Source organism: Maricaulis sp. (assembly GCF_048269565.1).
GTDB lineage: Bacteria > Pseudomonadota > Alphaproteobacteria > Caulobacterales > Maricaulaceae > Maricaulis.
Map to the genome: position 1 here is coordinate 530,089 of NZ_JBLXIK010000001.1, position 24,878 is coordinate 554,966.

Annotated in this window: 24 protein-coding genes; 5 read left to right on the top strand and 19 right to left on the bottom strand. The window is 63.8% G+C overall.

All coding sequences use genetic code 11. The annotated features are described in order from the left end of the window. Nucleotides 1-2 precede the first annotated feature (2 nt). The 5 genes from thrS to cysS all read right to left on the bottom strand — a co-directional run bounded on the left by thrS (nt 3) and on the right by cysS (nt 4,677). Nucleotides 3-1,937: a threonine--tRNA ligase gene (thrS, locus tag ACN0YL_RS02690; RefSeq protein ID WP_417496939.1), complete on the bottom strand. Its 1,935-nt coding sequence runs from the start codon at nt 1,935-1,937 to the stop codon at nt 3-5. Further along, nucleotides 1,934-2,308, bottom strand: coding sequence for a membrane protein insertion efficiency factor YidD (gene yidD, locus ACN0YL_RS02695; RefSeq protein ID WP_417467247.1), 375 nt, complete (start codon nt 2,306-2,308; stop codon nt 1,934-1,936). Before yidD ends, thrS begins: the two co-directional genes overlap by 4 nt. Nucleotides 2,309-2,456: 148 nt before the next feature. Continuing rightward, complete coding sequence (locus ACN0YL_RS02700; RefSeq protein WP_417490672.1) at nt 2,457-2,909, bottom strand: iron-sulfur cluster assembly scaffold protein; 453 nt, start codon at nt 2,907-2,909, stop codon at nt 2,457-2,459. 80 nt (nt 2,910-2,989) lie between these two features. Beyond that, nucleotides 2,990-3,286: a hypothetical protein gene (locus ACN0YL_RS02705; protein WP_417490671.1), complete on the bottom strand. Its 297-nt coding sequence runs from the start codon at nt 3,284-3,286 to the stop codon at nt 2,990-2,992. Further along, complete coding sequence (gene cysS / locus ACN0YL_RS02710; protein WP_417490670.1) at nt 3,286-4,677, bottom strand: cysteine--tRNA ligase; 1,392 nt, start codon at nt 4,675-4,677, stop codon at nt 3,286-3,288. Before cysS ends, ACN0YL_RS02705 begins: the two co-directional genes overlap by 1 nt. Before the next feature lie 239 nt (nt 4,678-4,916). Here cysS and folE point away from each other — a divergent pair, with 239 nt between their 5' ends. The 3 genes from folE (at nt 4,917) to ACN0YL_RS02725 (ending at nt 7,340) form a co-directional block, all read left to right on the top strand. Next, the gene (gene folE, locus ACN0YL_RS02715) at nt 4,917-5,534 is read left to right on the top strand and encodes a GTP cyclohydrolase I FolE (RefSeq protein WP_417496940.1); all 618 of its coding nucleotides are present in this window, start codon (nt 4,917-4,919) and stop codon (nt 5,532-5,534) included. Nucleotides 5,535-5,676: 142 nt separating this feature from the next. After that, on the top strand, nt 5,677-6,030 hold the full coding sequence (locus ACN0YL_RS02720) for a helix-turn-helix domain-containing protein (protein ID WP_417496941.1): 354 nt from the start codon (nt 5,677-5,679) through the stop codon (nt 6,028-6,030). Beyond that, nucleotides 6,027-7,340, top strand: coding sequence for a type II toxin-antitoxin system HipA family toxin (locus tag ACN0YL_RS02725; RefSeq protein WP_417496942.1), 1,314 nt, complete (start codon nt 6,027-6,029; stop codon nt 7,338-7,340). Before ACN0YL_RS02720 ends, ACN0YL_RS02725 begins: the two co-directional genes overlap by 4 nt. Before the next feature lie 4 nt (nt 7,341-7,344). Here ACN0YL_RS02725 and ACN0YL_RS02730 read toward each other — a convergent pair whose 3' ends face one another. Then, nucleotides 7,345-9,048 carry an alkaline phosphatase D family protein gene (locus ACN0YL_RS02730; RefSeq protein WP_417496943.1) on the bottom strand — a complete coding sequence of 568 codons (1,704 nt, stop codon included), beginning with the start codon at nt 9,046-9,048 and terminating at the stop codon, nt 7,345-7,347. Nucleotides 9,049-9,220: 172 nt separating this feature from the next. Next, a complete protein-coding gene (locus tag ACN0YL_RS02735; protein ID WP_417496944.1) occupies nt 9,221-11,593 on the bottom strand; it encodes a TonB-dependent receptor in 2,373 nt (790 codons plus the stop codon). Nucleotides 11,594-11,758: 165 nt separating this feature from the next. On the opposite strand from ACN0YL_RS02735, the gene ACN0YL_RS02740 reads away from it, so the two are divergent. Beyond that, complete coding sequence (locus ACN0YL_RS02740; protein ID WP_417496945.1) at nt 11,759-12,772, top strand: RluA family pseudouridine synthase; 1,014 nt, start codon at nt 11,759-11,761, stop codon at nt 12,770-12,772. Nucleotides 12,773-12,783: 11 nt separating this feature from the next. Next, nucleotides 12,784-13,989 (top strand): M24 family metallopeptidase, encoded by a 1,206-nt coding sequence (locus ACN0YL_RS02745; protein ID WP_417496946.1) that lies wholly within the window; start codon nt 12,784-12,786, stop codon nt 13,987-13,989. On the opposite strand, the gene ACN0YL_RS02750 is transcribed toward ACN0YL_RS02745, so the two are convergent. From ACN0YL_RS02750 to tolQ, 12 genes are all read right to left on the bottom strand, one after another. Continuing rightward, entirely contained in the window at nt 13,986-14,330 is a 345-nt protein-coding gene (locus tag ACN0YL_RS02750; RefSeq protein ID WP_417496947.1) for a DMT family transporter, read from the bottom strand. The two genes, ACN0YL_RS02745 and ACN0YL_RS02750, sit on opposite strands and share 4 nt — an antisense overlap. Then, the gene (locus ACN0YL_RS02755) at nt 14,327-14,974 is read right to left on the bottom strand and encodes a glutathione S-transferase family protein (RefSeq protein WP_417496948.1); all 648 of its coding nucleotides are present in this window, start codon (nt 14,972-14,974) and stop codon (nt 14,327-14,329) included. Before ACN0YL_RS02755 ends, ACN0YL_RS02750 begins: the two co-directional genes overlap by 4 nt. After that, nucleotides 14,971-15,801 carry a dihydropteroate synthase gene (gene folP / locus ACN0YL_RS02760; RefSeq protein ID WP_417490660.1) on the bottom strand — a complete coding sequence of 277 codons (831 nt, stop codon included), beginning with the start codon at nt 15,799-15,801 and terminating at the stop codon, nt 14,971-14,973. Before folP ends, ACN0YL_RS02755 begins: the two co-directional genes overlap by 4 nt. A 45-nt stretch (nt 15,802-15,846) precedes the next feature. Further along, the gene (locus ACN0YL_RS02765; RefSeq protein WP_417490659.1) at nt 15,847-16,359 is read right to left on the bottom strand and encodes a hypothetical protein; all 513 of its coding nucleotides are present in this window, start codon (nt 16,357-16,359) and stop codon (nt 15,847-15,849) included. 110 nt (nt 16,360-16,469) lie between these two features. Further along, the gene (gene ftsH / locus ACN0YL_RS02770; RefSeq protein ID WP_417496949.1) at nt 16,470-18,356 is read right to left on the bottom strand and encodes an ATP-dependent zinc metalloprotease FtsH; all 1,887 of its coding nucleotides are present in this window, start codon (nt 18,354-18,356) and stop codon (nt 16,470-16,472) included. 93 nt (nt 18,357-18,449) lie between these two features. Next, complete coding sequence (gene tilS / locus ACN0YL_RS02775; protein WP_417496950.1) at nt 18,450-19,793, bottom strand: tRNA lysidine(34) synthetase TilS; 1,344 nt, start codon at nt 19,791-19,793, stop codon at nt 18,450-18,452. Continuing rightward, nucleotides 19,790-20,590: a tol-pal system protein YbgF gene (gene ybgF, locus ACN0YL_RS02780; protein WP_417496951.1), complete on the bottom strand. Its 801-nt coding sequence runs from the start codon at nt 20,588-20,590 to the stop codon at nt 19,790-19,792. Before ybgF ends, tilS begins: the two co-directional genes overlap by 4 nt. A gap of 213 nt (nt 20,591-20,803) precedes the next feature. Beyond that, nucleotides 20,804-21,322 (bottom strand): peptidoglycan-associated lipoprotein Pal, encoded by a 519-nt coding sequence (gene pal / locus ACN0YL_RS02785; RefSeq protein WP_417467278.1) that lies wholly within the window; start codon nt 21,320-21,322, stop codon nt 20,804-20,806. 129 nt (nt 21,323-21,451) lie between these two features. Next, nucleotides 21,452-22,813 (bottom strand): Tol-Pal system beta propeller repeat protein TolB, encoded by a 1,362-nt coding sequence (tolB, locus tag ACN0YL_RS02790; RefSeq protein ID WP_417467280.1) that lies wholly within the window; start codon nt 22,811-22,813, stop codon nt 21,452-21,454. 24 nt (nt 22,814-22,837) lie between these two features. Continuing rightward, nucleotides 22,838-23,677 carry a hypothetical protein gene (locus ACN0YL_RS02795; protein WP_417496952.1) on the bottom strand — a complete coding sequence of 280 codons (840 nt, stop codon included), beginning with the start codon at nt 23,675-23,677 and terminating at the stop codon, nt 22,838-22,840. Between the two features lie 10 nt (nt 23,678-23,687). Then, on the bottom strand, nt 23,688-24,122 hold the full coding sequence (locus ACN0YL_RS02800) for an ExbD/TolR family protein (RefSeq protein ID WP_417467284.1): 435 nt from the start codon (nt 24,120-24,122) through the stop codon (nt 23,688-23,690). A gap of 3 nt (nt 24,123-24,125) precedes the next feature. Further along, complete coding sequence (gene tolQ, locus ACN0YL_RS02805; protein ID WP_417490654.1) at nt 24,126-24,794, bottom strand: protein TolQ; 669 nt, start codon at nt 24,792-24,794, stop codon at nt 24,126-24,128. Nucleotides 24,795-24,878: the final 84 nt, after the last annotated feature.

Consider the following 24,878-nt stretch of genomic DNA (forward strand, 5'->3'; position numbering starts at 1 on the left):
CATCAGCCGCGCTTCAGGTCGGGTGCGCGGGCATCCTCGCACAGGCGCGTGATCGCCTCGGCCAGCGGCAGGACCTCCTGCTTCTTGCCCTCTTCGCCGAGGAAGCGCAGGGCGAGCGTGCCCTCCTCCGCTTCCTTGCGGCCAATCACGGCAATCACCGGGATCTTGCCGACCGAGTGTTCGCGAACCTTGTAGTTGATCTTCTCATTGCGAAGATCGGTCTCGGCATTCAGGCCTGCAGCTTTCATAGCGGCGAGAACCTGTTCGGCATAGGGATCGGCGTCCGAGGTGATCGTCGCGATCACGACCTGGCGCGGCGCCAGCCAGAAGGGCAGCTTGCCGGCATAGTTTTCCAGCAACACACCGAGGAAACGCTCCAGCGAGCCGAGCACGGCACGGTGCAGCATCACCGGACGATGCTTGTCATTATCGTCGCCGATAAAGTGGGCATCGAGGCGTTCGGGCAGGTTGAAATCGCACTGGATCGTGCCCGTCTGCCATTCACGGCCGATCGCATCCTTGACGACAAAATCCAGCTTGGGACCATAAAACGCGCCATCGCCGGGATTGTATTCGAAATCGAGGCCGGACGCCTCGGCTGCCGTGCGCAGCGCCGCCTCGGCCTTGTCCCAGACCTCGTCGGCGCCGACGCGCTGCTCCGGACGATCAGCAAACTTGACCCGCGGTTCCTCGAAGCCGAAATCGGCATAGACCGACTTCAGCAATTCACAGAACGCCTTCACCTCGTCGACAATCTGGTCGACGGTGCAGAAAATATGGGCGTCGTCCTGAACGAAGCCGCGCACGCGCATCAGTCCATGCAGCGAGCCGGATGGCTCATAGCGGTGACAGGAGCCGAACTCGGCCAGGCGCAGCGGCAGGTCGCGATAGGATTTCTGGCCCTGGTTGAAGACCTGGACATGGCAGGGACAATTCATCGGCTTCACGGCCAGGATTTTCTCTTCCTGGTCGATCGAGGAGATGAACATGTTCTCGCGATACTTGTCCCAATGGCCCGAGGCTTCCCAGAATTTCCGGTCCATCAGCTGCGGCGTGCGGATTTCCTGATAGCCGGAGGCTTCCAGGCGCCGGCGCATATAGCTCGTCACCGTGCGATAGAGACGCCAGCCGGCCGGGTGCCAGAAGACCTGGCCCTGGGCTTCTTCCTGGAAATGGAACAATTCCATCTGGCGGCCGAGACGGCGGTGATCGCGTTTCTCGGCCTCTTCCAGGCGGAAAAGATGCGCCTTGAGCTGTTTGTCATCGGCCCAGGCCGTGCCGTAGATGCGCTGCAGCATGGCATTGCGGTGGTCGCCGCGCCAATAGGCACCGGCGACCTTCATCAGCTTGAAGGCCTTGCCGATCTTGCCCGTCGAGGGCAGGTGCGGCCCGCGGCACAGGTCGAACCACTCGCCCTGGCGATAGATCGTGATCGTTTCGCTCTCGGGCAGATCGCGGATCAGCTCGGCCTTGTAGGTCTCACCCATTTTCTCGAACAGGGCGATGGCGGCATCGCGCTCCATCTCCTCGCGCTCGAAGGGCAGGTCGGCATCGACGATCTCGGCCATGCGCTTTTCGATCGCGGCGAAATCCTCGGTCGAGAAAGGCTCGTCGCGGGCGAAATCATAATAGAAGCCGTCCTCGATCGAGGGACCGATCGTGACTTGCGTGCCGGGGAAGAGCTCCTGCACCGCCTGGGCGAGAATATGCGCCGTATCGTGGCGGATAACCTCGAGCGCTTCGTCATCCTTTCGCGTCACCAGCGAAACCGAGCAGCTGCCGGGCAGCGGCCGCATCAAATCCCAGTCATCGCCATTCACCTTGGCGATCACCGCAACCTTGGCGAGGGATTTCGAGATGTCCTCGGCCAGATCCATCGGCGTGGCGCCATCGGGCAATTCGCGGCTGGAGCCATCGGGAAGCGTAATATTGATCATTGGTCTACGTCCTTGTCGTCGGCGCGGCCTGCCGGCGGAAGCGGGTCCGAAGTGTCGAGCATCGGGCGGGATCTGAAACGCCAGACCGCCCACCAGGGCACCTGCGTGCGAACAGTCGGGGCCGGATCGAAGCCATGGCTCCCACCCGGACGGCAGCGTCCAAGCCGACCAAAGGTCAGCCAGAAGCCGCGCCAGCCACCCTGGGCGCGGATCGCCTCGATACCATAGGCCGAACAGGTCGGCTCATGGCGGCACCGCACGCCAAAGGCGTAGAAGACCGGTGACAGGCTGTATTGATAGACGCGGATCGCGCCAACCATCAGCCATCCCATCGGCCCCTTGGCCTTGTTTATCCCGTCGCTCGAACGCATTTGGATTCAAGCCTTTTAACGCCGCACCGCGCCCTGTCCACTGTCGAGATGAGAGGCGCGCGGCCGGCCGCATTGAAATGAGGTTGGGTTTGTCTGCTTTTTCCGGGCTGTCCGCTTCATCCTGCCGGCTGGGCAGGTACGAACAACCCTAGCCGGTCAGCGGGGTTGCGAGGCGGGTCGCAGTCGCACGGGTCACCGCCTCGACGGCGGCATCGAAGGCCAGCATGATCGACTGGTGCCGCGCCGGATAGGCGCGCGCGCTTTGCAGCAATTGCAGCTCGGCGAAACGGCCACGCGGGGCCGGGCCGGATTGTTTCAGCATCGTCTTGAGACTGTCGCGCGCCAGTTCCAGTTCGCGCAGCGAGGCGCCGACCGCCGCACGGGCCAGGATCGAGGCCGAGGCCTGCCCCAGCGCGCAGGCTTTCACCCGCAGGGCGAGATCGGCGATATGGCCGGACTGCACGATGACATCGAGCTCGACCTCCGAGCCGCACAGGCGCGAGACCTTGCGCACGGAGGCTTGCGGCCGCGCCAGGCGTCCGATGCGCGGAATATCCGCAGCGAGCCGAAGAACGGCGTTGGAATAAAGATCGTCTGTCATCACGCGGTGAATGTAGGCGTTTTTGCGCTGCAGCGCCAGATGTGCGCGGCGGGTGCGACGATACCGATCAGGTGGCGACCCTATTCCTCATCATCATCCGCAGCCAGCTCATCGGTTTCGTCGAGCTCATCCTCGTCGAGATAGGTCGGCTCGGTGCGGCCGAGCACTTCGGGGATATCGCCCAGATCGGCCGGATCAACGTCCTCGGGACACCAGGCCTCGTCGATCTCGACATTCCAGAAACCCTCGGCCTGGGCCGCGCCGGCGGCGAGCTGGCAGGCCTGGCCCTTGTCGGCAGCGACGACACCATAGGTGACGAAGCCCTCACCGACGGCATCCTCGACCTGGACCAGGACGTTGAAACCGGTCAGCGCCATCAGGCCTGCTCCAGCTTGCGCCAGGTGGAACCTTCCGGGCCGTCATCGACCTGGACATTGAGCGCCGTCAGCTCGGCGCGCACGGCGTCGGCTGCGGCCCAGTCCTTGGTCTCGCGGGCGATCTGGCGCTTGACGATCAGATCATCGATCGCGGCGCGTTCGGCGGCATCGAGTTCATTGAGGCCGAACCATTCATCCGGGTCGCCCTGGCCGATACCGAGCAGTGCGCCGGCAGCAAGCAGCTCACCCTTGGCGCTGGCCTTGGCCTCGTCAGTTTCGGCCTTGTTGGCCTCGCCGGCGATCTGGAACAGTTCCGACAGCGCCTTTGGTGTGTTGAGGTCATCATAAAGCGCCTCGAGGAAGGCTTCGGGTGCCCCGGTCTCGGCAGCTTCGACATCGCCGAGCCGGCGCAGCACGCCATAGATGCGATCCAGTGCCCGGCGGGTCTTGGTCAGCAGGTCGGTGGTCCAGGTCAGCGGCGCGCGGTAATGCGCCGTCAGCAGCGCATAGCGCAGCACCTCGCCGGAATAGCGCTCCGTGAGGTCATGAACGAGCTGAACATTGCCGAGCGATTTCGACATCTTGTCGGTGCCCATGGTGAGGAAGCCGTTATGGAGCCAGTAATTGGCCATCGGCGCACCGTCATGGGCGCAGACCGACTGGGCAATCTCGTTCTCATGGTGCGGGAAGACGAGATCGACGCCGCCGCCATGGATATCGATCGTGTCGCCGAGATGCGCCGCCGTCATGGCCGAGCATTCCAGATGCCAGCCCGGACGGCCGCGGCCCCACTGGCTGTCCCAGCCCGGCTCGTCATCGGCGGCCGGCTTCCACAGCACGAAATCGGCCGGATTGCGCTTGTAGGAGGCCACCTCCACGCGGGCGCCAGCGATCATCTCGTCGAGATCGCGATTGGAGAGCTTGCCGTATTTCTCATAGGAATCGACATCGAACAGGACATGCCCGTCCGCCTCATAGGCATGGCCGCCATAAACCAGGGACTGGATCATGCCGATCATCGGACCAATATGCTCGGTCGCCTTGGGCGTTATGGTCGGCGGCAAGGCCCCCAGCGCCGCCATGTCGGCGTTGTAAATCGCTGCGAATTTTTCGGTGATCTCGGAGATCGGTTCGCCGAGATCCTTGGCCGCGGCGATGATCTTGTCGTCAACATCGGTGATATTGCGCGCATAGACGACGTGATCCACCCCGAATTCCCGACGTAGAATACGAAACAGGACGTCAAAGACGACGACCGGACGCGCATTGCCGATATGGGCGTAGTTATAAACCGTCGGGCCGCAGACATACATCGTCACCCGGTCCGGATCGATCGGTTCGAACGGGCGCTTGTGACGGGCCATCGTGTCGAAAAGGGTGAGGGATGCCATGGGGATTTTCCGTTCGCTCGATGGGTCGGTGCTGAAAAAAGTAATGCTCGGGTGCGGTCATATCATTGGAATTGCCGCAGGGAAGGCCTAAATGCTTCCCTGCGCGCAAGCGTGGACACGGTGGGTATACGGATTTGGCTGCGAAAGCACCAACCTGACCATCCCCGATCCGGAAACCGGCACTACGGAATCTGCATCCAACAGGCAGAGCCGACCCGACAACGAAAGGATCCATGGAGATGGACGCTGTGACACCTGAATCTGCACGCATGCCCGCAACCACGCCTGCCCGTCCCTCGCGTCACGAGGCCGAGGAAGCCGTGCGCACCCTGATCGCCTGGGCTGGCGATGACCCGGCCCGCGAAGGCCTGCTCGACACCCCCAAACGTGTCGCCAAAGCCTGGGAAGAATGGTTCTCCGGCTATGGTGCCGACCCGGCCAGCGCACTCGGCAAGACCTTTGAGGATGTGCAGGGCTATGACGACATGGTCATGCTGACCAATATCGATGTCGAGAGCCATTGCGAACACCACCTCGCGCCGATCATGGGTGTCGCGCACGTCGCCTACCTGCCGTCGGCCGCCGTTGTCGGCATTTCCAAGATTGCCCGCGTCGTCGAGATCTTCTCCAAGCGCATGCAGACCCAGGAAACCATGACAGCGCAGATTGCCGGTGCGTTGAACGACGCGATGCAACCGCGCGGCGTCGCGGTCTTCATCGACGCCAAACACCAGTGCATGACCACACGCGGCGTCCACCATCCCAATGTGTCGACCATCACCTCGACCTTCACCGGCGAGTTCAAGACCGACGCCAATCTGCGCGACCGTTTCATGCGTCTCGCCGAAAAGGCCTGACCAATCTCTCCATTGAAGGCAGCATGATTGACGCATTGTTGGCGAATACCGCCATAATGCGTCAATTATGAATCTTTATAAGATTGCTTAAAAGTCGCGAAATTGCTACATTAACGCGCAAAGATGAGTTAATGTAGCAATCATGGAACATTCCGAAAAGAGTTCTCAGCCAACATCCCGGATCATCGAGTCTCTCGGCATCCGCCTCGAAGCCTACCGGATATCGCGTGGCATCAAACAGGCCGACCTCGCGGACAAGGCCGGAATTTCCCGCTCGACGCTGATGCGGCTTGAGGCTGGCACCAGCGGCACGATCGACACACTGGTCCGCGTGCTGCAGGCGCTCGACCTCACCGACCGCTTGGCCGACCTCGTCCCCGATGCCGCGCTCAGCCCGCTCGACCCGATGAGCGAGACCGGCCAGCGCCGCCAGCGCGTCCGCGAGCGCAAGACGGACCCGGCGCCGTGGAGCTGGGATGACGGGCCCGACCAATGAGCGAGACACCCAACACCCGCGCCAGGGTCAATCTGTGGGGCCGGATGATCGGTGCCGTCGTCTGGGATGCGGCCCGTGATGTCGCCGTGTTCGAATACACACCGGAATTTGCCGCCTCGCGCATCGAGGTCGCGCCGCTGACCATGCCCTTGCGGCGCGGCGTCTATGACTTCCCCGCCCTGCCCCGCGAAACCTTCAAGGGCCTGCCCGGCCTGCTCGCCGACAGCCTGCCGGACAAGTTCGGCAATCTTCTGATCAATCGCTGGCTCGCCGAGCAGGGCCGCACGCCCGACAGTTTCAACCCGGTCGAGCGGCTCTGCTATACCGGCACGCGCGGCATGGGCGCCTTGGAATTCGAACCCTCGCGCGGCGCGCCGGGTCAGACCGGGCGGGCGGTCGATATTGCACCACTGGTCGAACTGGCCGCACGTGTCATCCACGACCGCCAGACCCTCGGTGGCATGTTTGATGGCGTGAACGATCACGATGCCCTGCGCGACATCCTGCGCGTCGGCACCTCGGCCGGCGGCGCCCGCGCCAAGGCGGTGCTGGCCTGGAACGAAACGACAGGCGAATTTCACTCCGGCCAGGTCGAAACCGGATCCGGCTTCACCCATTGGCTGGTGAAATTCGATGGCGTCAGCGGCAATGCCGACAAGGAAATCGCCGACCCGCTCGGCTATGGCCGGCTGGAATATGCCTGCCACCTGCTGGCGCTTGAAGCCGGTATCGAGATGAGCCCTTCGCGCCTGCACGAGGAAGGTGGCCGCGCCCACTTCATGACCCGGCGCTTTGACCGTACCGACACCGGCGGAAAACTGCACATGCAGTCGCTGTGCGCGATGCGGCATTTCGATTTCAACCTGCCGCGCGCCTATTCCTATGAACAGGCAATCGAGACCATCCGCCTGCTCGGCCTCGGCCCCGAGGCGATCGAGCAACAGGTACGCCGCGCCTTGCTCAATATCGTCATCCGCAACCAGGACGACCACGTCAAGAATATCGCCTATCTGATGGACAAGACCGGCCAGTGGCGGCTCGCGCCGGCCTTCGATGTCGTCTACGCCCACAACCCCGATGGCCAGTGGACGTATCAGCACCAGATGTCGCTGGCCGGCAAGACTAGGGGTTTTGAACTTGAGGACCTGCTGAGCTTCGCACGCTATGCCGACATCAAGCCGGCCAAGCTCAGGCGGATACTCGGCGAGATCCTCGCGGCCGCAGACAACTGGCCGGCGCACGCCCGGATGGCCGAAGTCCCGGACGGACTCGCGCAGCGCGCCCGGGCCGGGTTCAGACTGACGTTCTGACGCCCTAACCGACCCGTTCGGCCATCGACACCTCGCCGCCCATCGCCGGGCGCATCCGCCACTGGCTGTCGAGGCCCGCGCGATAGTCGCGGCTGTCGATCGTGTCGACAGTAACGAAATCGGCCAACGCCTCGTTCGGGGTCAGGGTCAGCCGGATATAACCATGATCGACCATATTGCACCGGGCGACATCGCTATTGGCCTCGCGCAGCATCTTGCCGTAGTCGACGCCGGGCGCTTCAAAGCCGGAGAAGGGCGCCGGGCTGGTGACAGAGGAGCCGACCAGTTCGGTGCCGACACGGCGGCCATTGGCATCGAGCAGGTCATTGGCCCAGAAGGAATGGACATCGCCGGTGACGGTGATGACATCAGCGCCGACCTCTTCAAGCGCGGCATAAAGACGTTCGCGCTCGGCCGGATAGCCATCCCACATATCGAGATTGAACGGCACTTCGAACCGGGTGCGCATGATGAAATTGCGCGCAAACTCGCTGTCCCGCGTCACAAACCAGCGCAGCCAGGCCGGCATTTCGGTGGCGAAATTGGGGAAATTGACCCGCGCCATGATCACCTGGTTGCCGAGAATGCGCCACGGCTTGCCGGCCGCAACCGAGGCCGCACAGGCGTCACGAATGCCGGCGATCTGTTCGGCACCAAGCAGGGTGCGGCTCTCCTCACCGACGACATCGCGCTTCCAGGCAGCGACCGCAGCAAGGACTTCCGGATCGCTGTCATCGGCGTCCGAAGGCACCGGGAAACTGTCGAGCGTGATTTGCGGATCGCGATCGACCAGCCGGGATTCCAGCATCACCAGCGTGGCGAGATCACCGATCTCATAGGCACCATAGCGCTGGCGATTATCGCCTTCCGGCTCACGTGTCGGGGTCCAGTCATACCAAGCGCGCAGCGCGGCGGTGCGGCGATCATCCCAACTGCCTTCGCCCTCATTATGGTTCTGGGCGCCATCGCGATGGCTGTCATTGGCGGTCTCGTGGTCATCCCAGGTCATGATCCACGGCGCAGCAGCGTGCAGCGCCTGCAGGTCCGGATCGGTCTTGTACTGGGCGTGGCGGGCGACGTAATCGGCCGCCGAGACCATTTCATGCACCGGATCGGGCACACGATTGAGCGCCTCGGCATTGCCGGTCGCATACTGGCCCATCGCGTACTCATAGAGATAATCGCCGAGGTGGAGGACGAGATCGAGGCCGCCATTCTCCGCCGCTTCACGATAGACATTGAAATGCCCGGCCGGGAAGTTGGAACAGGACATCACACCGATCGTATAGGTGTCGACGGCACCGGCCGGGAGGGTGCGCGTCGTGCCGACCGGCGAATAGGTATCGTCGAGACGGAAACGGTAGAAATAGGCGCGGCCCGGCTCAAGCCCGGTCGCCAGGACCTTCAGCGTCCCCAGCCGCTGCATCATGACATAGCGGATGTCCTCACCACTCTCGAATACGATGTTGTCGAACGCCGGATCGGTCGCGACCTCGACGCCACGATAGCCGCCGCCATCATTGGTCAGGGCCGTCCACAGCATGATGCTCGTCTGATCCGGATCGCCGGAGGCAACACCATGACGGAACGGGCCATCCGTGCTGGCTGGCTGGAAGACATCAATACGCGGCGCACAGGCCCCAGCGGCGAGGGAGGTGCCTGCAGCGCCCATCAGTGCGGCACGCCGCGTCAGCTTCATCTTGCTCATTTCATTCTCCCCTACCGACGGTTTGCCCGCTGCCTATACCCGCGTGAGGCGGGATTGTTGCGTGATCACGGCAGCAAGGCGAGTCGCTTTGCAAGTTGCAAGGAAGGGCGCGCCGGCGCCAGGCCTGTGCGTGGCGCGCCCTCCCCTGTAATCGGCGCCTGAATGCGCGCGCCTAGAAGTCCATGCCGATACGCGCACCCCAGAGCAGCGGCGAACCGGCGATGAAGGTCGGGATACCGAAGGAACCGCCGGTATTGCCGGCATCGATCAGATAGGCCTCATCGGTGAGGTTGGAGCCATAGATTTCGGCATGATAGCGCTCATCGGCCGTTTCAAACCGGATGCGGGCATTGAGCAGACCATAGGCCTTTTGGGTGAGAATGCCGCCGAAGCGGTCATTGTCATTGTCGAAATAGATGCGCGACTGCCAGCTATAGCTCGGCAGGAAGCTCACCCGGCCCCAATCGCCCTCGGCAAGGCTCACATTCAGTCCGAACGAGGCGGAGTGTTCCGGCGCATAGCGGAAGGTATTGCCCGCCAGTTCCAGCGCATTGCCGGCATCATCGGTGTCATCGAAGGTCGCCGAGTTATAGGCATAGGTCGCATACGCGCTGACCCGGTCGCCAAATTCGTATTCGCCCTGCAGTTCAAGGCCATACTGGGTCGCGCTGCCGGCATTATCGACAACAAAGCTGACCTGGTTGGGGTCGAAACGGGTGGTCTGGAAATTCTCGTATTCGGAATAGAAGATCGAGCCCGACACCGAACCGGCGCCGAAGGTCCAGAAAGCCCCGGCCTCGACCGAGTCGACGATTTCCGCCGGTGAGGTCGAGAACATGCTCGCCGACGAGCTGTCGAGCGAGATCACATCGGGGCGGCGTCCACGGGCATAGCTGATCCAGGTATTGATCTGGTCGGTGAGCGCGTAGGACGCGGCGAAACGCCAGGTGAAGTCATCGAACTCACCCGATTGCGACACTTCCGCACCGCCGGGCGTGGCCGGCAAGATGAGCGTATCGGCGAAGGTGACGAAATTCGGCCCGGCGATATTGCGGCCATAGCCCGAAGAGGTCTTGTCCTCATAGGTCCAGCGCAGGCCGGCGGTCAGCGTCAGGCGATCATTCACCTCATAGGAGGCATCGGCGAAGATGTCATAGGACGTGGTTTCGCCGGAGTTGGAGCCCTCTTCGACGTAGAGGTCGCGCAACGGCACCAGCTGGCCCTGACCCAGCAGGGCCGCCACGGAATAAGGGAAGGGGTTATAGGGGTTGGCCAGCTGCACGCCCGGGAAGCCATTGAGCGCCAGCAGGCCTTCCAGCTGCGCCACGCTGGCGCCGAAGCCGGCGGCCAGTGTCGGGGCCAGCAAGGCCTGGATCTGGGCTTCATTGAGCCCGACCGGAATGCGCTGAGTGCCGGTTTCGTGGAAGGCAAGCACGCCAACCGAACCGGTCCACTGGCCACCATTATCATAAGAGAAACGGAATTCCTGGCTCGCCTGCTCGCCGGTCGCGTCTTCACCGATCACGACCATGGGCAGGGCCGAGCCTTCGGGGTCGAAGATCTCGACCGAGTCAAAATCGCGCCAGCCGGTGATCGAGGATAGCGTCCAGGCATCATTGAGATCGAGCGTCGCCAGCGCCGTAACACCGCGCACCGTCCGCTCGAGACCGAGTTCGCGGTCGCCTTCAAACCCGGCGATCGAGTTCAGGGCCGCCGGCGTGAACGGATCGGTATCGCCGCCGGGAACCGGAAATGTGCCCGATTTGAAGGAGGTGCCTGGAGGCGTGTCTTCCTGGTAATTGGCGATCAGGTCAAAGGAGAAGCGCTCATTGGGCTGGCCCGAGAGCACGGCACGTGCCGCCCAGGTGTCGCGACCCTGCAGGGCGCGGCCACCGAGGGCATTGTCGATATAACCGTCACGCTCGCGGCTGACGACGGCGAAGCGAAGGCCGTAATCCTCGGCGAGGCGGAAATTGACATGGCCGCGCACTTCGCGCTGGCCGTCATTGCCGGCGCCGATTTCCGCGGAGGCGGAGAATTCATCATCGGCCTTGTTCTGGATGATGTTGATCCCGCCGATCAGGGCGCCACGACCGAACAGGGTTGGCTGCGGGCCCTTGGCGACTTCGACGCGTTCGATATCGAACAATTCGATATAGGAGCCGCGCGAGCGGGTGATGGAAACACCGTCCTGGAAGACCGCGACGCGGGTTTCCGACGTCGCTTCACCACTGTCGGTGGTGATACCACGGATCGAATAGCCGGTATTGTTGGGGCTCTGTTCCTGCACGATCAGGCCGGGCGTGAAGGCGGCGAGATCCTCGAAATCCTGGATATCAAGCGCGGCCAGCAATTCGGCATCAAAGGCGGTGACATTGACGGGCACATCGGCGAGGGATTGCTCGCGGAACTGGGTCGTGACGCGGATAATCTCGACATTGCTGCCCGGGGCCGCGGCCTCGGACTCTTGCGCCTGAGCGCCTGCAGCAAAAACGAGCGCGGCGGTCGCGGCAGCTGCGCAAAGTAGATGGGCCTTGAAAGTCATGGAACGTCCCCTGTTCACGGTACGGAATAGCCAGCCATATCTGGTTCCCGCCCGGCCTACGCGCTGGATGTGACACTTCCCCGACAAAGCAATGACAGGTATTTGACGCACCGCAGCAAAAAGGCGTGCGTTGCATTCCTGCTACGCCTGAGGGACTGTCCCGCCATGAGTCTACCTGAAGAGATCCTCACCGCGACAGCGGATGACGAGGCGCGCGGCCAGCGCGTCGACCGCTGGCTGACCGCCCAGTTCGAAACCCTGTCCCGCTCGCGGCTCAAGACCCTGGTCGATAGCGGCCAGCTGACCTGCAATGGCGTCGTGCTGAGCGATTGCTCGGCCAAGGTTATGGCCGATGCGACCTATGTCCTCACCGTGCCGCCGCCCGTCGCCGCCGATCCGGTGCCGGAAAAGATGGATCTCGACATCCTGTATGAGGACGATGACCTCGTGGTGCTGGTCAAACCGGTCGGCCTCGCAGTGCATCCGGCGCCGGGCAACTGGTCCGGCACGCTGGTGCACGGCCTGTTGCACCATTGCGCCGGCTCGCTGTCGGGCATTGGCGGTGTCGAGCGGCCGGGCATTGTCCACCGGCTCGACAAGGACACATCGGGCGTGATGGTCGCGGCCAAGTCGGATGCGGCGCACAAGGGGATGACGATCCAGTTCTCGCGCCACACCGTCGAGCGCGCCTATATCGCTTTCACCCGCCACTCGCCCAACCCGAAGGACGGCCGCATCGAGACGCAATTGATGCGCTCCTCACGCGACCGCACCAAATTTGAGGTGCCACACGATCCGAACAGCACGGCCGGCAAGCATGCGATCACCAATTATGTGACGATGGCACGCTATGGCCAGGACCCGCACGCCTCGGTCGGCGCCGGGCTCGCCGCCAAGATCGAATGCCGGCTCGAGACCGGACGCACGCACCAGATTCGTGTCCACATGGCCCATATCGGCTGCCACCTGCTTGGTGATCCGGTCTATGGTTCCAAGCGTGGCCGCCTGCTCGGCTCGGATATCTGCGATCCTTTCCTGCGCGATTTCCGCCGTCAGGCGCTGCATGCCGCAATCCTCGGCTTCAAGCATCCCGTCACTGGAGTCGACCTGCGCTTCGAGAGCGAGCTGCCCGACGATATGAAGGCGCTGGAAGCCGTTCTGGAACAGCTCCCTCAGTGAGGAGACCACCGATGACAGACGTGACAACCCGCGGTGTGGGCGGCTCAGCGGCGATCGCGGAGCTGGCCCGGCTCCAACCCATGCTGACCGGCTGCCAGCCGATCAGCCATGACGAGCACCGGACGCGGCTGACAGGTCTGGCGCAGCGCATGAACGCCGCCGGGCTGGATGCCGTCTGGCTCAATGCGGGCACGAACCTCACCTATTATACCGGCATGAGCTGGCGGGCCTCGGAGCGCCTGGTTGGCGCGCTGGTCACCGCCGATGGCACCTTGACCTATGTCGGCCCTGCCTTCGAGGACGGCACGCTCAAGCTCTATATGGGCGTCGAGGCGCCCTTGCGCGGCTGGGAGGAGCATGAGAACCCCTACGCGCTGGTGGCCAGCCTGCTGCCCTCTGGTGCGCAGCTGGGGGTGGATCCGGCTGCGCCCTGTTTCGCCGTCACCGGGCTGAGCGATGCATTGGGCACGGGTGTCCACGATGCCGGCGCTGTCGTCCTTCAGGGCCGGATGCGCAAATCCGCCGCCGAGCTGGCGCTGATGCAGGCGACCAAGACGGCCACGATCGAGGTTCACAAGGCCGCCGCCGCCATCCTGCGCGAAGGGATCACCGCCGGCGAAGTGACCGAATTCATCCACGCCGCCCACAAGGCGATCGGCGCGCCGGGCGGCTCGACCTTCTGCATCGTTCTGTTCGGTCCCGACACCGCATTTCCGCACGGCGTCGCCAATCCCAAGACGCTGGAGCGAGGCGATGTGGTGCTGATCGATACCGGCTGCGCCATCCACGGCTATCAGTCCGACATCACGCGCACCTATGTGTTCGGTGCGCCGACGGCGCGCCAGCGCGAGGTCTGGGATGCGGAGAAGGCCTGCCAGCTCGCTGCCTTCGCGGCGGCGCAACCGGGCCGGACCTGCGCCAGCGTCGATGCGGCAGCGCGCGCCGAGGCGGAAAGGCGCGGCTTCGGGCCGGGCTATCAATTGCCGGGCATTCCGCACCGCACCGGCCACGGCATCGGGCTCGATATTCACGAAGCGCCCTATCTGGTCGGCGGCGACGAGACTCCGCTCGAGGCTGGCATGTGCTTTTCCAACGAACCGATGATCTGCGTTCCCGGCGAGTTCGGTATCCGGCTGGAGGATCATTTCTACATGACCGCCGACGGGCCGCGCTGGTTCACGCAGCCGTCGAAATCGATCGAGGATCCGTTCGGCTAGTGTGAGCTGTCACCGCTCAGCCGCAGGCCGAGAATCCCGACCATGATCAGGGTGAGGAAGACAATGCGCGCGATCGTCACCGGCTCCTTGAACACCAGTATGCCGATCGTGGCGACGCCCAGCGTACCGATCCCGGTCCACACGGCATAGGCGGTGCCGGCGGGCAGATGCTTCATCGCCGCGAACAGCAATACCATCGAGGCGGCCAGCGCCGCCAACACGGCGGCGTGCTGCCAGAGCGGCGCATTGCGGTCGACATATTTGAAGCCCAGCGCCCAGGCCATCTCGAATATCCCGCCCATGACCAGCAGGGTCCAGGGGCCGGTGAAAAAGGCGATCATGCCTCCACCTCAAGATCGAAATTGCGGCGCCAGACCTCGCGGATGACGGGGTGTTTCTCAGTCGCCCGCACCGCACCGGCCAGATTGGGGCAATGTTCCAGGAACCAGCCACCGCGTGGCGGCCAATGGCTCATCATCGCGACATAGACATCAAGGAGGCTCATTTTCTCGCCGAGCAGGTAGGGCCGGCTCGCGCCCCTGAACGCATTGTCGATGATGCGCCACATCTGCTTGCGCCGTTCATTGGCCTGGTGCAGCAGCGTCTTGTGGGTCGCCGGATCGGGATGAAAACGCGCCGGCCCGTCGGAAATCGCCAGCGTCGAATAGAAGCTGGACGACATGAAGATCATCCAACGCAGATATTCGGCGCGCTCGGGCGCATCGGGCCGCGGGGCCCAGCGATACTGGCCGTCGAGATCGCCGAGCCAGATCAGGATGGCGGCACTCTCGGTCATCACATCATCATTGGGCAGGATCAGCGCCGGCACCTGGCCAACCGGATTGATCGACCTGACCCGCGCCAGCCCGCCGGCGCCATCGAGCGGGTCGGCGATCTCGAAATCGTATGCGATACCATGCAGTTCCAGCGCCGCCTCGACGCAGGTCGAGCCGAAGCCGCGCTGGCCGTAGAGCGTGTAACTCATGCCTTGCCCTCGCGAATGGCGGCCTGGACCTTGAGCGCCTGCAACGTCATCCGGATATCATGCACGCGCACCATGGCGGCGCCCGCCTGGGCCGCACGCAGGGCCGCGGCGAGCGATCCACCAAGACGTTCGGTCTCGTCGGCGCCGCCGTCGATCGCGGCAATGAAACGCTTGCGCGAGGCCCCGAACAGGACCGGGTAACCCAGGGCAATAACCTGATCGAGATCGTGCATCAGCGCCAGATTGTGATCGAGCGACTTGCCGAAACCGATGCCGGGATCAAGCCAGATACTGGCGGCATCAACACCGCCCGCCATGGCGATATCGGCGCGATCAGTCAGAAACTCGCACACTTCGCTGACGACATCGCGGTATTGCGGCGCACTCTGCATCGTCGCTGGCGTACCGGCCATGTGCATCAGGATCACCGGCACCCCGAGCTCGGCGGCCGTTGCGACGGCACCATCTGCGCGCAGCGCCATGACATCATTCCAGATATCGGCGCCTGCCGCGACAGCCGCCCGCGCGACCTCGGGCTTGAACGTGTCGATCGAGATGCGCGCCGCAGTCTGCTCGCGCAGCGTCTTGATCACCGGAATGACGCGGCGCATTTCCTCGGCTGCGTCCACCGGCTCCGCGCCGGGCCGTGTCGACTCGCCGCCAATATCGATGACATCGGCGCCATTTTTCAACATCTCCAGCCCGCGCGCGACGGCGGCGTGCTGGTCGATGAAGTCACCGCCATCGGAGAAACTGTCGGGGGTGACGTTGAGGACGCCCATGATGAAGGGGATGCCGGACTGGCGGCGGGATCGGATATTGCGCATGGAGCCTCTGCTATGCCGCAGCTTCGCGCTTGGCAAGCGTAGAGCTTACCCGATGCGTGACGCGACCAGGTCCATCGTGAAACCGGCTTCAAGCTGACCGGGCGCATCAGTGCCGATATGGACCGTGGCGGTTTCGCCCTCTGCCACTGCGAGACTGGGTTGCGCGACGATTTCGAGGCTCCCGGTTTCGGTGCCCATAGTCTCGAGGGTGACGGCGTGGTGGACATCGCCCGTGTCGAGCACCGTCGTGAGTACAGTCACCGTCAAGTCAAGCATCTCGCCGCCGAGCGCCGCCGGGTTGAAGACCTCCGCGGGAAGCCCGGGGAAGTGGAGCACCAGGGTCTGGCCGCCGCCGACCGCTATCGCGGTGGTCTGCCGCTGAACATAGTTCCGGCCCGGCCGGGCATCCGCCCATTGGACAAGCGCCCGGGCATCGACGCCCAGCTGCATCGCGGGCGCCTGCGCCGCGTCGCGATGGCTGTGATCAGCGGCGGTCGTGGCACAGCCGCTCGCTCCCAGTGACAGGATGGCTGCGACAATCAAAGCAGACGTACGCATGGGAATCCACTTTCAACAATTGAAGGACGCAAGCTGAAGTGGTTCGGCGGCAAATAAAAGCCCCTGATGCGAAACACCAGGGGCTTTTCATGTTTCAGCCTGTGGCCTGATCAGGCGCCCTGCGGCTCCGGATCGATCGCCGGGCCGTCGTCGGTCGTCGGCACTGCGCTCGATGGCGGCGGCGAGGATGGCACGTCCGGCTCATCGGGGCGTGTCGGGCGCTTGCCTTCGAGCAAATCCTTGACTTCCTCGCCCGACAGGACCTCGAACTCCAGCAGGCCTTCGGCCAGCAGATCGAGCTGATCGCGGTGTTCCGTCAGGATACGGCGCGCGGTGGTCTCGGCATCCTCGATCAGGGAACGCACTTCCTTGTCGATCAGTTCAGCCGTATCGGGCGAGATATTGGGCGCCTCATAGGACTGGTTCTGATAGCGCACACGGCCGAGCTTCTCGGACATGCCCCATTCCATCACCATGGCCCGGGCCATGCCGGTTGCCTGCTGGATATCGCTGGTGGCGCCATTGGTGACGTTTTCCGGACCGAAGGCGATGATTTCCGCTTCGCGTCCGCCAAACATCGAGGCCAGACGGGAAACGCAATACTGGCGCGTATAGCTCAACCGGTCGGACTCCGGCAGGTTGAAGGTGACGCCCAGGGCACGGCCACGCGGGATGATCGTGACCTTATGCAGAGGGTCATGCTGCGGCATGTTGAGACCGACAAGCGCGTGACCGGCCTCGTGATAGGCGGTGAGTTTCTTCTCGGCATCGGTCATCACCATCGAGCGCCGCTCGGGGCCCATCATGACCTTGTCCTTGGCGTCCTCGAACTCGGCCATCGAGACAACGCGCTTGTTGCGCCGCGCGGCCAGCAGGGCTGCCTCATTGACCAGATTGGCGAGATCGGCACCGGAGAAACCCGGCGTGCCGCGCGCAATGACACGCGGATCGACATCGGTCGCCAGCGGCACGTCGCGCATATGGACCTTGAGGATCTTCTCGCGGCCGATAATGTCGGGATTGCCGACCACGACTTCGCGGTCGAAACGGCCCGGACGCATCAGCGCCGGATCGAGCACATCAGGACGGTTGGTCGCGGCGATCAGGATGACGCCTTCATTGGCCTCGAACCCGTCCATTTCGACCAGCAGCTGGTTCAGCGTCTGTTCGCGCTCGTCATTGCCGCCACCGATACCGGCACCGCGCGAGCGGCCAACGGCATCGATTTCGTCGATGAAGATGATGCAGGGCGCATTTTTCTTGGCCTGTTCGAACATGTCGCGGACGCGGCTGGCGCCGACACCGACGAACATTTCAACGAAGTCGGAACCGGAAATCGTGAAGAAGGGCACATTGGCCTCGCCGGCAACGGCGCGGGCCAGCAGGGTCTTGCCGGTCCCCGGAGGGCCGACGAGCAGCACGCCCTTCGGGATCTTGCCGCCGAGGCGCTGGAACTTGCTCGGATCCTTGAGGAAATCGACGACTTCCTGCAGCTCTTCCTTGGCTTCATCGACACCGGCGACATCCGTAAACGTCTTGCGGCCATGGGTTTCGGTCAGCAGGCGCGCCTTGGACTTGCCGAAGCCCATCGCGCCTCCGCGTCCGCCGCCCTGCATCTGGCGCATGAAGAAAATCCACACCCCGATCAGCAGCAGGAAAGGGAAGTAGTTGATGAGGATGTTGACGAAGAAATTGCCGTCGGTGTTGACCGGCTCGACATCGATATTGATGCCGGCTTCGCGCAGGATTTCGACCGTCTGATTGTCCTGCGGCGGCAGCATCGCCTCGATCATCTGCCCGGTACCGCTCTGGGCACGGATAATGTCGCCCTGGATTGTCACCGAAGAGACTTCCTGGCGTTCGACACGCCCGAGAAATTCCGAATAGGTCACCTGGCTGGTCGGTGCCACGGTCTCTCCGGAGCGGCTGACAAGCTGCACCAGTGCCAGAAGCAGCACGAACACAACGGCCCAAATCAGGATATTTCTCATTTGCATGCGGATCATCCGTTCAATCTAGCGGTCACCTTGGACCAGATATGGGCACTCCGGGCGCGAAGTGCGAGTCACAGGCGCAGCCCGCAAGCCCTGTCAGGCCGGAGCCAGCTGGCCCACACCCTGTTTTGGTGGCGCGTCATAGAGCAGACGGCTGTGAAACCTCTGCGCCATCAGAGGCACGATCCCCAGTTGAGGATGATCCCGCACACCGGCAATCGCCAACACCTCGCCACTGGAACGCAGCGTCAGCAAACCGCTTCGCGCCAGGCCCGGAATGGCCTCCAGATCGGCGCGATCACCAACACCCTTATACCCCTTGCCCAAGGGTTCGGCGATGATATTCACGCCGGAGGTTTCAATCTCGTAACGACCGTCCCAGACCCGAGCAGAATTTTGCAGCAACGGGAAGGATTTGCGGCAAGGGCGGTCGACACGGCCGAGCACGGCACCGGGGTCGCGAATGATCCAGCTGCCGCCGCGCCATGGCAGGGTCTGCACGCCAGCTGCGCTGCCGGCACGGCGCCGCAACAGGCTATCGACCAGCCCGTCCAGCGCGGACCGGCGCGGCGTATCGGCACGGCCCGAGATCGCGAGGGTAACGGCGTCCACCAGGCGCCGCCGGATCACCGGGGCGGCGGCGGCGAGCCGCTCCACATCCAGTTCCGCCCCGCCCCAGGGGTGCAAGCGCACAGCGTCTTGCGCCAGCGCCGCCGCGGCTCTGCGTTCACTGCGTTCGATGGCGCCGATTTCGTGTGCCCACCGGGCGAGTCGGTCCACCGACAGGCCCGCCTGCTCCAGCCTTGCCAGACTCTCGCGCACGCGAACCCTTGTATAGCGCGGGTTGGTATTGGATGGATCCTCGATCCAGCCTTCATCAGCCGCGGCGAGATGGGTCCGCAGCGCCTCACGCCGTACATCGAGCAACGGTCGCAGAAGCTCGAGGCCGCGGCCCTGCGGCCAGACCGGCGATGCGGCCCGTTCAGCCATCGCGGCACAGCCCCGCCAGCCGCCACCGGCCTGCAATCGCATCCAGACGGTCTCGGCCTGGTCATCCAGCGTGTGGGCCAGCAGCAATTGATCGATCTTGCGGGCCCGGCAGGCTTCGGCCAGCAGGACATGACGCGCCTGGCGCGCCGCCGCCTGGAGACCGGTTGCGGGCTTGTCGCCGGTCCAGCGCAACAGCACGGGCTCGGCCTCCAGCCTGCGCGCCGACTCCAGGGCCTGATCAGCCTCGGCCCGGCTCTCCGGGCGCAGCGCGTGATCGACCGTCAGCGCATGCAGGGCAATACCGCGCGCCCGTGCCCAGAGGGCGGTGATGCTGAGCAGAGCATGAGAATCGCCGCCGCCCGAATAGGCCAGGGCGATCGGTCCCGTGTGGGGATGCACGCGATCAAGCCAGGCGTGCAGACGCGTTACAAGTTCCGTGTCGGCCGTCACTGGCAGCCGGCACGAACCGATTCCCGGCTCGCCCGGTCACGCGATGCGGCCGAGGCATTGGGGAATTGACGGCCAAAGCGGGCCAGCGTGCTGCAGGCATCCTCGGTGCGGCCAAGCCCGTGCAGCGACGCTGCCAGCCGCACCAGCGCGTCGGGCGCACGTACGCCTTCCGGATCGGCGCGCAAAGCGGCGATATAGGCGTCTGCAGACTGGGTAAAATCATTGCGGACGAAGAAGGTTTCGCCCAGCCAGTACCAAGCCTCACCGGCGCGTGGATCATCGCCATGATCGGTCACGAAAGCCTCGAAACCCGCCTGGGCACCGTCGAAATCGCCATCGAGCAGACGCGCCCGGGCATCGTCATAGATCACGGCCGGGTCGACGGCGGGCAGGGGCGCTGCTCCCGGCGCACTACCGAGCACGCCGGTCGCCGCGGCGCGCTCTTCGGCGAAGGGGTCGTCAGGATTGACCACGGCCAGGCCGGCCGGACCGTCGCGGTCGACCGCGGAATCAAGACCGTCCTGCATCCAGGCGGACGCCTCGTCATCGGGCGCGGCGCCATCAACCGTCACGGCTGCCGGTTCCACAGCCCGTGGCTGACGCTGGAGCTGTTCGACCTGCTGGCGCAGCTGCCGGTTCTCGAAGGAGAGGCGTTCAATCTCGCCGGTCATCTCGCGTACCTGGTAGTCGAGGGCGTCGAGGCGTTGCATCAGGGTGTCGGCGACCGGATCTCCGGCGAGGAAACTGTCTTCAAGCCGGCCGATGCGCACTTCGGTGGCATCGATGCGCTCGGTCATTTCGCGGCGGGACTGGGCGTGAGCGGGAGCGGCCACAAGCAATGTGGCGGCAAGGACGGAGAGACAAAGAGAACGGATCATGATGCGGACCTAATGCAAGAGGACGGCAGAATTGCGGCGTTCGCCCGTCTTCCGGGCTTGCCACGTATCAAAGGAAAACGCCCGTGACATGATGGTCACGGGCGCCTCTTTATTCCGGGACCTGACTCACGATCAGTTGGTGTAGCCACCGGTGATCGTCGTGGTCGCATTCCGGTTCACAGCCCAGCAGGCCTCACCGGACTCGCGGCAAGTCGGACGTTCCTTGCCGTAGGAGACAGTGGAAATCCGCGAAGGATCAACACCCTGGCTGATCAGGTAATCGCGAGCGGCATTGGCCCGGCGGGCGCCGAGAGCCAGATTGTACTCACGTGTTCCGCGCTCATCGCAATTGCCGGAGACGAGGATTCGCGTGCCGCTATAGCTGGCCAGCCAGGCGGCCTGGCGGCGCAGGGTCTCGCGAGCCTCGGGCGTCAGATCGTGACGGTCATAGCCGTAAAACACACGGTCGCCGGCGTTCTGGACAAAGTCCTGGACCGAACCGGCAATCGGACCGGTGGGCTGGTATGGCTCGGTCTGCGGCTGCGTCTGCGGCTGCGCGATCGGCACAGTTTCCTGCTGCACCGGCGGCGTCGAGGCGCAGGCGGTGGCAAATGCGCCGAGCCCGGCAATGGCAAACAATTTCATTCTCATGACGGTACACCTTCATCCGACCAAGCCCGGTATGGCACTTGGTGTTCTCCCCTGCACACACAACACGTCGCAATCAGGATGAAATCCCCTTGGCGCCAGGCTGCGGCCGAAACGTTACGCAGATATCTGCTATTCAATCAAGGGTGACCACGCCGGATCTGACGCCATTCCGCCCGTGGCCAACCTCCGGAGATTGAATCCCGCAAGATCGATACTCCAGATTTCATAGCGCGTGCCATTGGTCCGGGCTTCGCCGCGCGTGAACAACAACACCCGGCCATTCGGCGACCAGGCCGGCGTATCGACATAATACCCCTCATAGAGAATACGCTCGATGCCCGAGCCGTCGGCCCGCACCACGCCAAGCGAAAACTGGTTGCCGCTCTGCTTGGTGAACGCAATCAGATCGCCGCGCGGCGACCAGACCGGTGCCGTATAGCGACCTTCGCCAAAACTGACCCGATGCACATCGGTGCCATCAGCGTTCATCACATATAATTGCGAACCGCCACCACGCGCCGAGGAGAAGACGATCTGTTGACCGTCGGGAGAAAAAGACGGCTCGACATCATCAGCCGGGTGATCGGTCAGGCGCACCAGGTTGCGGGTCCGCAGATCGAACAGATGGATATCGTGCCCGCCGCGGGTCTCGATCGAAACGGCGAGCTGGGAACCATCCGGCGAAAACCGCGCCGACAGGCTTTGACCGTCCGGATTGACCTGGGAGGCGGCGCCGCGTCCGCCGGAGGCGAACAGGGCTTCCTGCCGGCCGGTCTGCAGGTCGTAGAGATAGGTCGTCGCCTGGCCCTCGATGAAGGAGACATAGGTGATCTCCTGCGTATTGGGCGAGTAGTTGGGCAACAGGGCCATGTAGGAACGATCAGTCAGGAAGGACGGATTGGCACCGTCCTGGTCCATCATTGCCAGCTGGCGCACCGGCTCGTCCTCGCTGCCGCGGCCTTCGGAGACGTAGACGATGCGGGTATCGAAATAGCCGGCCTCACCGGTCAGCCGCTGATAGACGGCATCAGCAACCTTGTGGGCGACACGGCGCCAGTTTTCCGGTGCGGTGACAAATTGCAGCCCCAGCAGCTGGTCCTCGAGACGCGTATCCCAGAGCCGGAAAGCGACAAGGAGACGGCCATCATCCTGGATGGTGACACGGCCGGCCAACAGGGCCGAGGCATTGATCACCCGCCAGTCGGAAAAACGCGGGCGCAGGTCGATATTCTCGATTTCTTCGATATAGGCCGCCGGATCGACCGGCGCGAACAGACCGGAACTGGCCAGATCATTGGTCACCACTCGGGTAATGTCGGCGCCGCGCGTCGCGGCCTCGTCGCTGGCACCGATGAAATCGGGCAGCGCCACCGGCAAGGGATCAAGATTGCCCTGCGTGACATCGACGCGTAGCGGCTCCTGCGCGGTGGCTGCCGTCGCAAACACGAGGCTCACGAGGAGAACGGAAATGGCTCGGAAAATTCGGGTCATGATCTCAAACTCCAGGACTGCGGACTAACCGGCCGCAAGATCGACGTGAAAATTGACTTCTATAAGGCGCCACTGCGAATAGCGATCGGCGGGCAGGCTGTAGGGCGCGCAATCGAGTACGGCGGTCTGTGCCCGCTCTGCGGCAGTGAGCCAGAATGAATTGCCCGAGGCCTGGATGCGGCCCAGATCCTTCACGCGCGGCGGCCCGGACAGGCTGCCGTCGCGATTGAGACGCACCTCGACGACGACACCGAGAGTTTCCGGATTCGGCATGTCGGCAACGGTCCGCCAGCAGCGATAGGTCTGCGAGCGGATCAGGGTTGCCAGATCAGCGGTGTTGCTGGCGCCGGTGCCGACGGCGCTGCGCTCAGCGCCCTGATCGGGCGCACCGGCATCCTGGCGGGCATCGGCGACCTGGCGTTCAAGATCGCCCAGCAGATCCGCCAGGGAGGGCTCGGACGGGCGGGTCTCCGGCGGCTGCACGATACGCTGTGGCGGCTGGCGCACCGGTGGCGACGGCTCTTCCGGTTCAGGCTCGGGCTCAGGCTCGGGGGTGACCGGCTCGGGCACGCTTTCCGGCTCGACATCGATGACTTCGGCGGCCTGTTCCGGCTCAGGCTCCGGTTCCGGCGCCGGGGACGGTGCCGCGATCTCGTCCTCGATCGTGGCCTCTTCGAGGGCCTCTTCCGGTTCCGGCACAGGGTCGGGCGCGCGGGCACGCACACTCGTCATCTCGCCCAGCGTCACGATATCGATCGGAATGATCGGCGCGGCATCGAACATCTGCGCCGCACGGGGCAGATAGATCAGCCCTGCGGCGATGATGCCGAGATGGACAAAGAGGGAGAGGACAAAACCACGCACGCGCCGGCCGCTATCGCTCTATCGGGTCCGTGACGAGACCCAGATTGGTGAAGCCGGCCGCGTTGACCCGCGCCATCACCCGGGCCACATCGCCATAGGCCGCACCGTCATCGGCACGGATGAAAATCCGGCTGGCATAACCGGTGCCTGCGATCGCCGTCAGGCGCGGCGCCAGTTCCTCAAGCGTCACGACGGTTTCCTGCAGGTAGATTTCGCCATCAGTCGTGATCGAGATCGTCAGCGGTTCCTCGCCAGCGGGCAGATTGCGCGCTTCGGTACGCGGCAGATCGACCGGCACACCGACGGTCAGCAGCGGGGCGGTGATCATGAAGACGATCAGCAGCACCAGCATGACATCGACGAAAGGCGTGACGTTGATCTCGGCCTTCGGCTTCCACTTGGCGCGGCCGCGGCCGGAACGGCCATTATCAAGAGAGGCAGCCATCGCTCAATGCTCGTCGCGGTCAGCCAGCGCCGACAATTCGTCGACATAGCCATCAAGGCGCGATGCATATTTGGCCACATTGGCCGACAGAACGTTGAAGAAGATCACGGCCGGGATGGCGGCCAGCAGGCCCAGCGCGGTGGCAAACAGTGCCTCGGCAATGCCCGGGGCGACGACGGCGAGATTGGTGTCCTGCGAGGCAGCGATGGCGCGGAAGGCATTCATGATGCCCCAGACCGTTCCGAACAGGCCGACGAAGGGCGCCGATGACGCGATGGTGGCGAGAACACCGAGACCGCTTTCGGTATCGGTCAGCTGGCGTCCGGCTTCGGCGCCGGCGGCCTTGGCAACGCGGCCGCCCGGATTGGCGCCCTTCCATTCGCGCAGCCCGGCCGCGAAGACGCGGCTGAACGGCTCGCGGGCATTCTTGGCGAACTGGTCAGCAAGCGCATCGAGCGAGCGGCCCGACCAGAATTCACGCTCAAACACCCGCGCCTTGGCATGCAGGCTGCGCAGTTGCAGCGACTTGTCGATGGCGATCGCCCAAGACCAGACCGACATGAAGGCCAGGACGCACATCACACCTTTGACGACCCAGTCGGCGCGCAGGAACAGGGCGAGGAAGCTGAAGCCCTCGACCGCCTGAGCCACGTCTACAACAGTTGCATCCATGAATTTTTCCTCGACTTGCGTCCCGGCACGACACGCCGGACGATTGGCTTTCGCACGTATATTCACATTGCAGGCCATGAGACG

Coding starts and splice junctions, on each gene's coding strand:
- pal (WP_417467278.1), bottom strand. CDS start 21,322: ATGAGAATGAAATTGTTTGCCATTGCCGGGCTCGGCGCATTTGCCACC.
- ACN0YL_RS02700 (WP_417490672.1), bottom strand. CDS start 2,909: ATGACAGACGATCTTTATTCCAACGCCGTTCTTCGGCTCGCTGCGGAT.
- ACN0YL_RS02730 (WP_417496943.1), bottom strand. CDS start 9,048: ATGAGCAAGATGAAGCTGACGCGGCGTGCCGCACTGATGGGCGCTGCA.
- ybgF (WP_417496951.1), bottom strand. CDS start 20,590: ATGACCGAGCGCATCGATGCCACCGAAGTGCGCATCGGCCGGCTTGAA.
- tolQ (WP_417490654.1), bottom strand. CDS start 24,794: ATGGATGCAACTGTTGTAGACGTGGCTCAGGCGGTCGAGGGCTTCAGC.
- ACN0YL_RS02720 (WP_417496941.1), top strand. CDS start 5,677: ATGGAACATTCCGAAAAGAGTTCTCAGCCAACATCCCGGATCATCGAG.
- ACN0YL_RS02750 (WP_417496947.1), bottom strand. CDS start 14,330: ATGATCGCCTTTTTCACCGGCCCCTGGACCCTGCTGGTCATGGGCGGG.
- ACN0YL_RS02765 (WP_417490659.1), bottom strand. CDS start 16,359: ATGCGTACGTCTGCTTTGATTGTCGCAGCCATCCTGTCACTGGGAGCG.
- ACN0YL_RS02725 (WP_417496942.1), top strand. CDS start 6,027: ATGAGCGAGACACCCAACACCCGCGCCAGGGTCAATCTGTGGGGCCGG.
- folP (WP_417490660.1), bottom strand. CDS start 15,801: ATGCGCAATATCCGATCCCGCCGCCAGTCCGGCATCCCCTTCATCATG.
- ACN0YL_RS02735 (WP_417496944.1), bottom strand. CDS start 11,593: ATGACTTTCAAGGCCCATCTACTTTGCGCAGCTGCCGCGACCGCCGCG.
- ACN0YL_RS02755 (WP_417496948.1), bottom strand. CDS start 14,974: ATGAGTTACACGCTCTACGGCCAGCGCGGCTTCGGCTCGACCTGCGTC.
- ACN0YL_RS02745 (WP_417496946.1), top strand. CDS start 12,784: ATGACAGACGTGACAACCCGCGGTGTGGGCGGCTCAGCGGCGATCGCG.
- yidD (WP_417467247.1), bottom strand. CDS start 2,308: ATGCGTTCGAGCGACGGGATAAACAAGGCCAAGGGGCCGATGGGATGG.
- ACN0YL_RS02800 (WP_417467284.1), bottom strand. CDS start 24,122: ATGGCTGCCTCTCTTGATAATGGCCGTTCCGGCCGCGGCCGCGCCAAG.
- ftsH (WP_417496949.1), bottom strand. CDS start 18,356: ATGCAAATGAGAAATATCCTGATTTGGGCCGTTGTGTTCGTGCTGCTT.
- ACN0YL_RS02740 (WP_417496945.1), top strand. CDS start 11,759: ATGAGTCTACCTGAAGAGATCCTCACCGCGACAGCGGATGACGAGGCG.
- folE (WP_417496940.1), top strand. CDS start 4,917: ATGGACGCTGTGACACCTGAATCTGCACGCATGCCCGCAACCACGCCT.
- cysS (WP_417490670.1), bottom strand. CDS start 4,677: ATGGCATCCCTCACCCTTTTCGACACGATGGCCCGTCACAAGCGCCCG.
- ACN0YL_RS02705 (WP_417490671.1), bottom strand. CDS start 3,286: ATGGCGCTGACCGGTTTCAACGTCCTGGTCCAGGTCGAGGATGCCGTC.
- thrS (WP_417496939.1), bottom strand. CDS start 1,937: ATGATCAATATTACGCTTCCCGATGGCTCCAGCCGCGAATTGCCCGAT.
- tolB (WP_417467280.1), bottom strand. CDS start 22,813: ATGACCCGAATTTTCCGAGCCATTTCCGTTCTCCTCGTGAGCCTCGTG.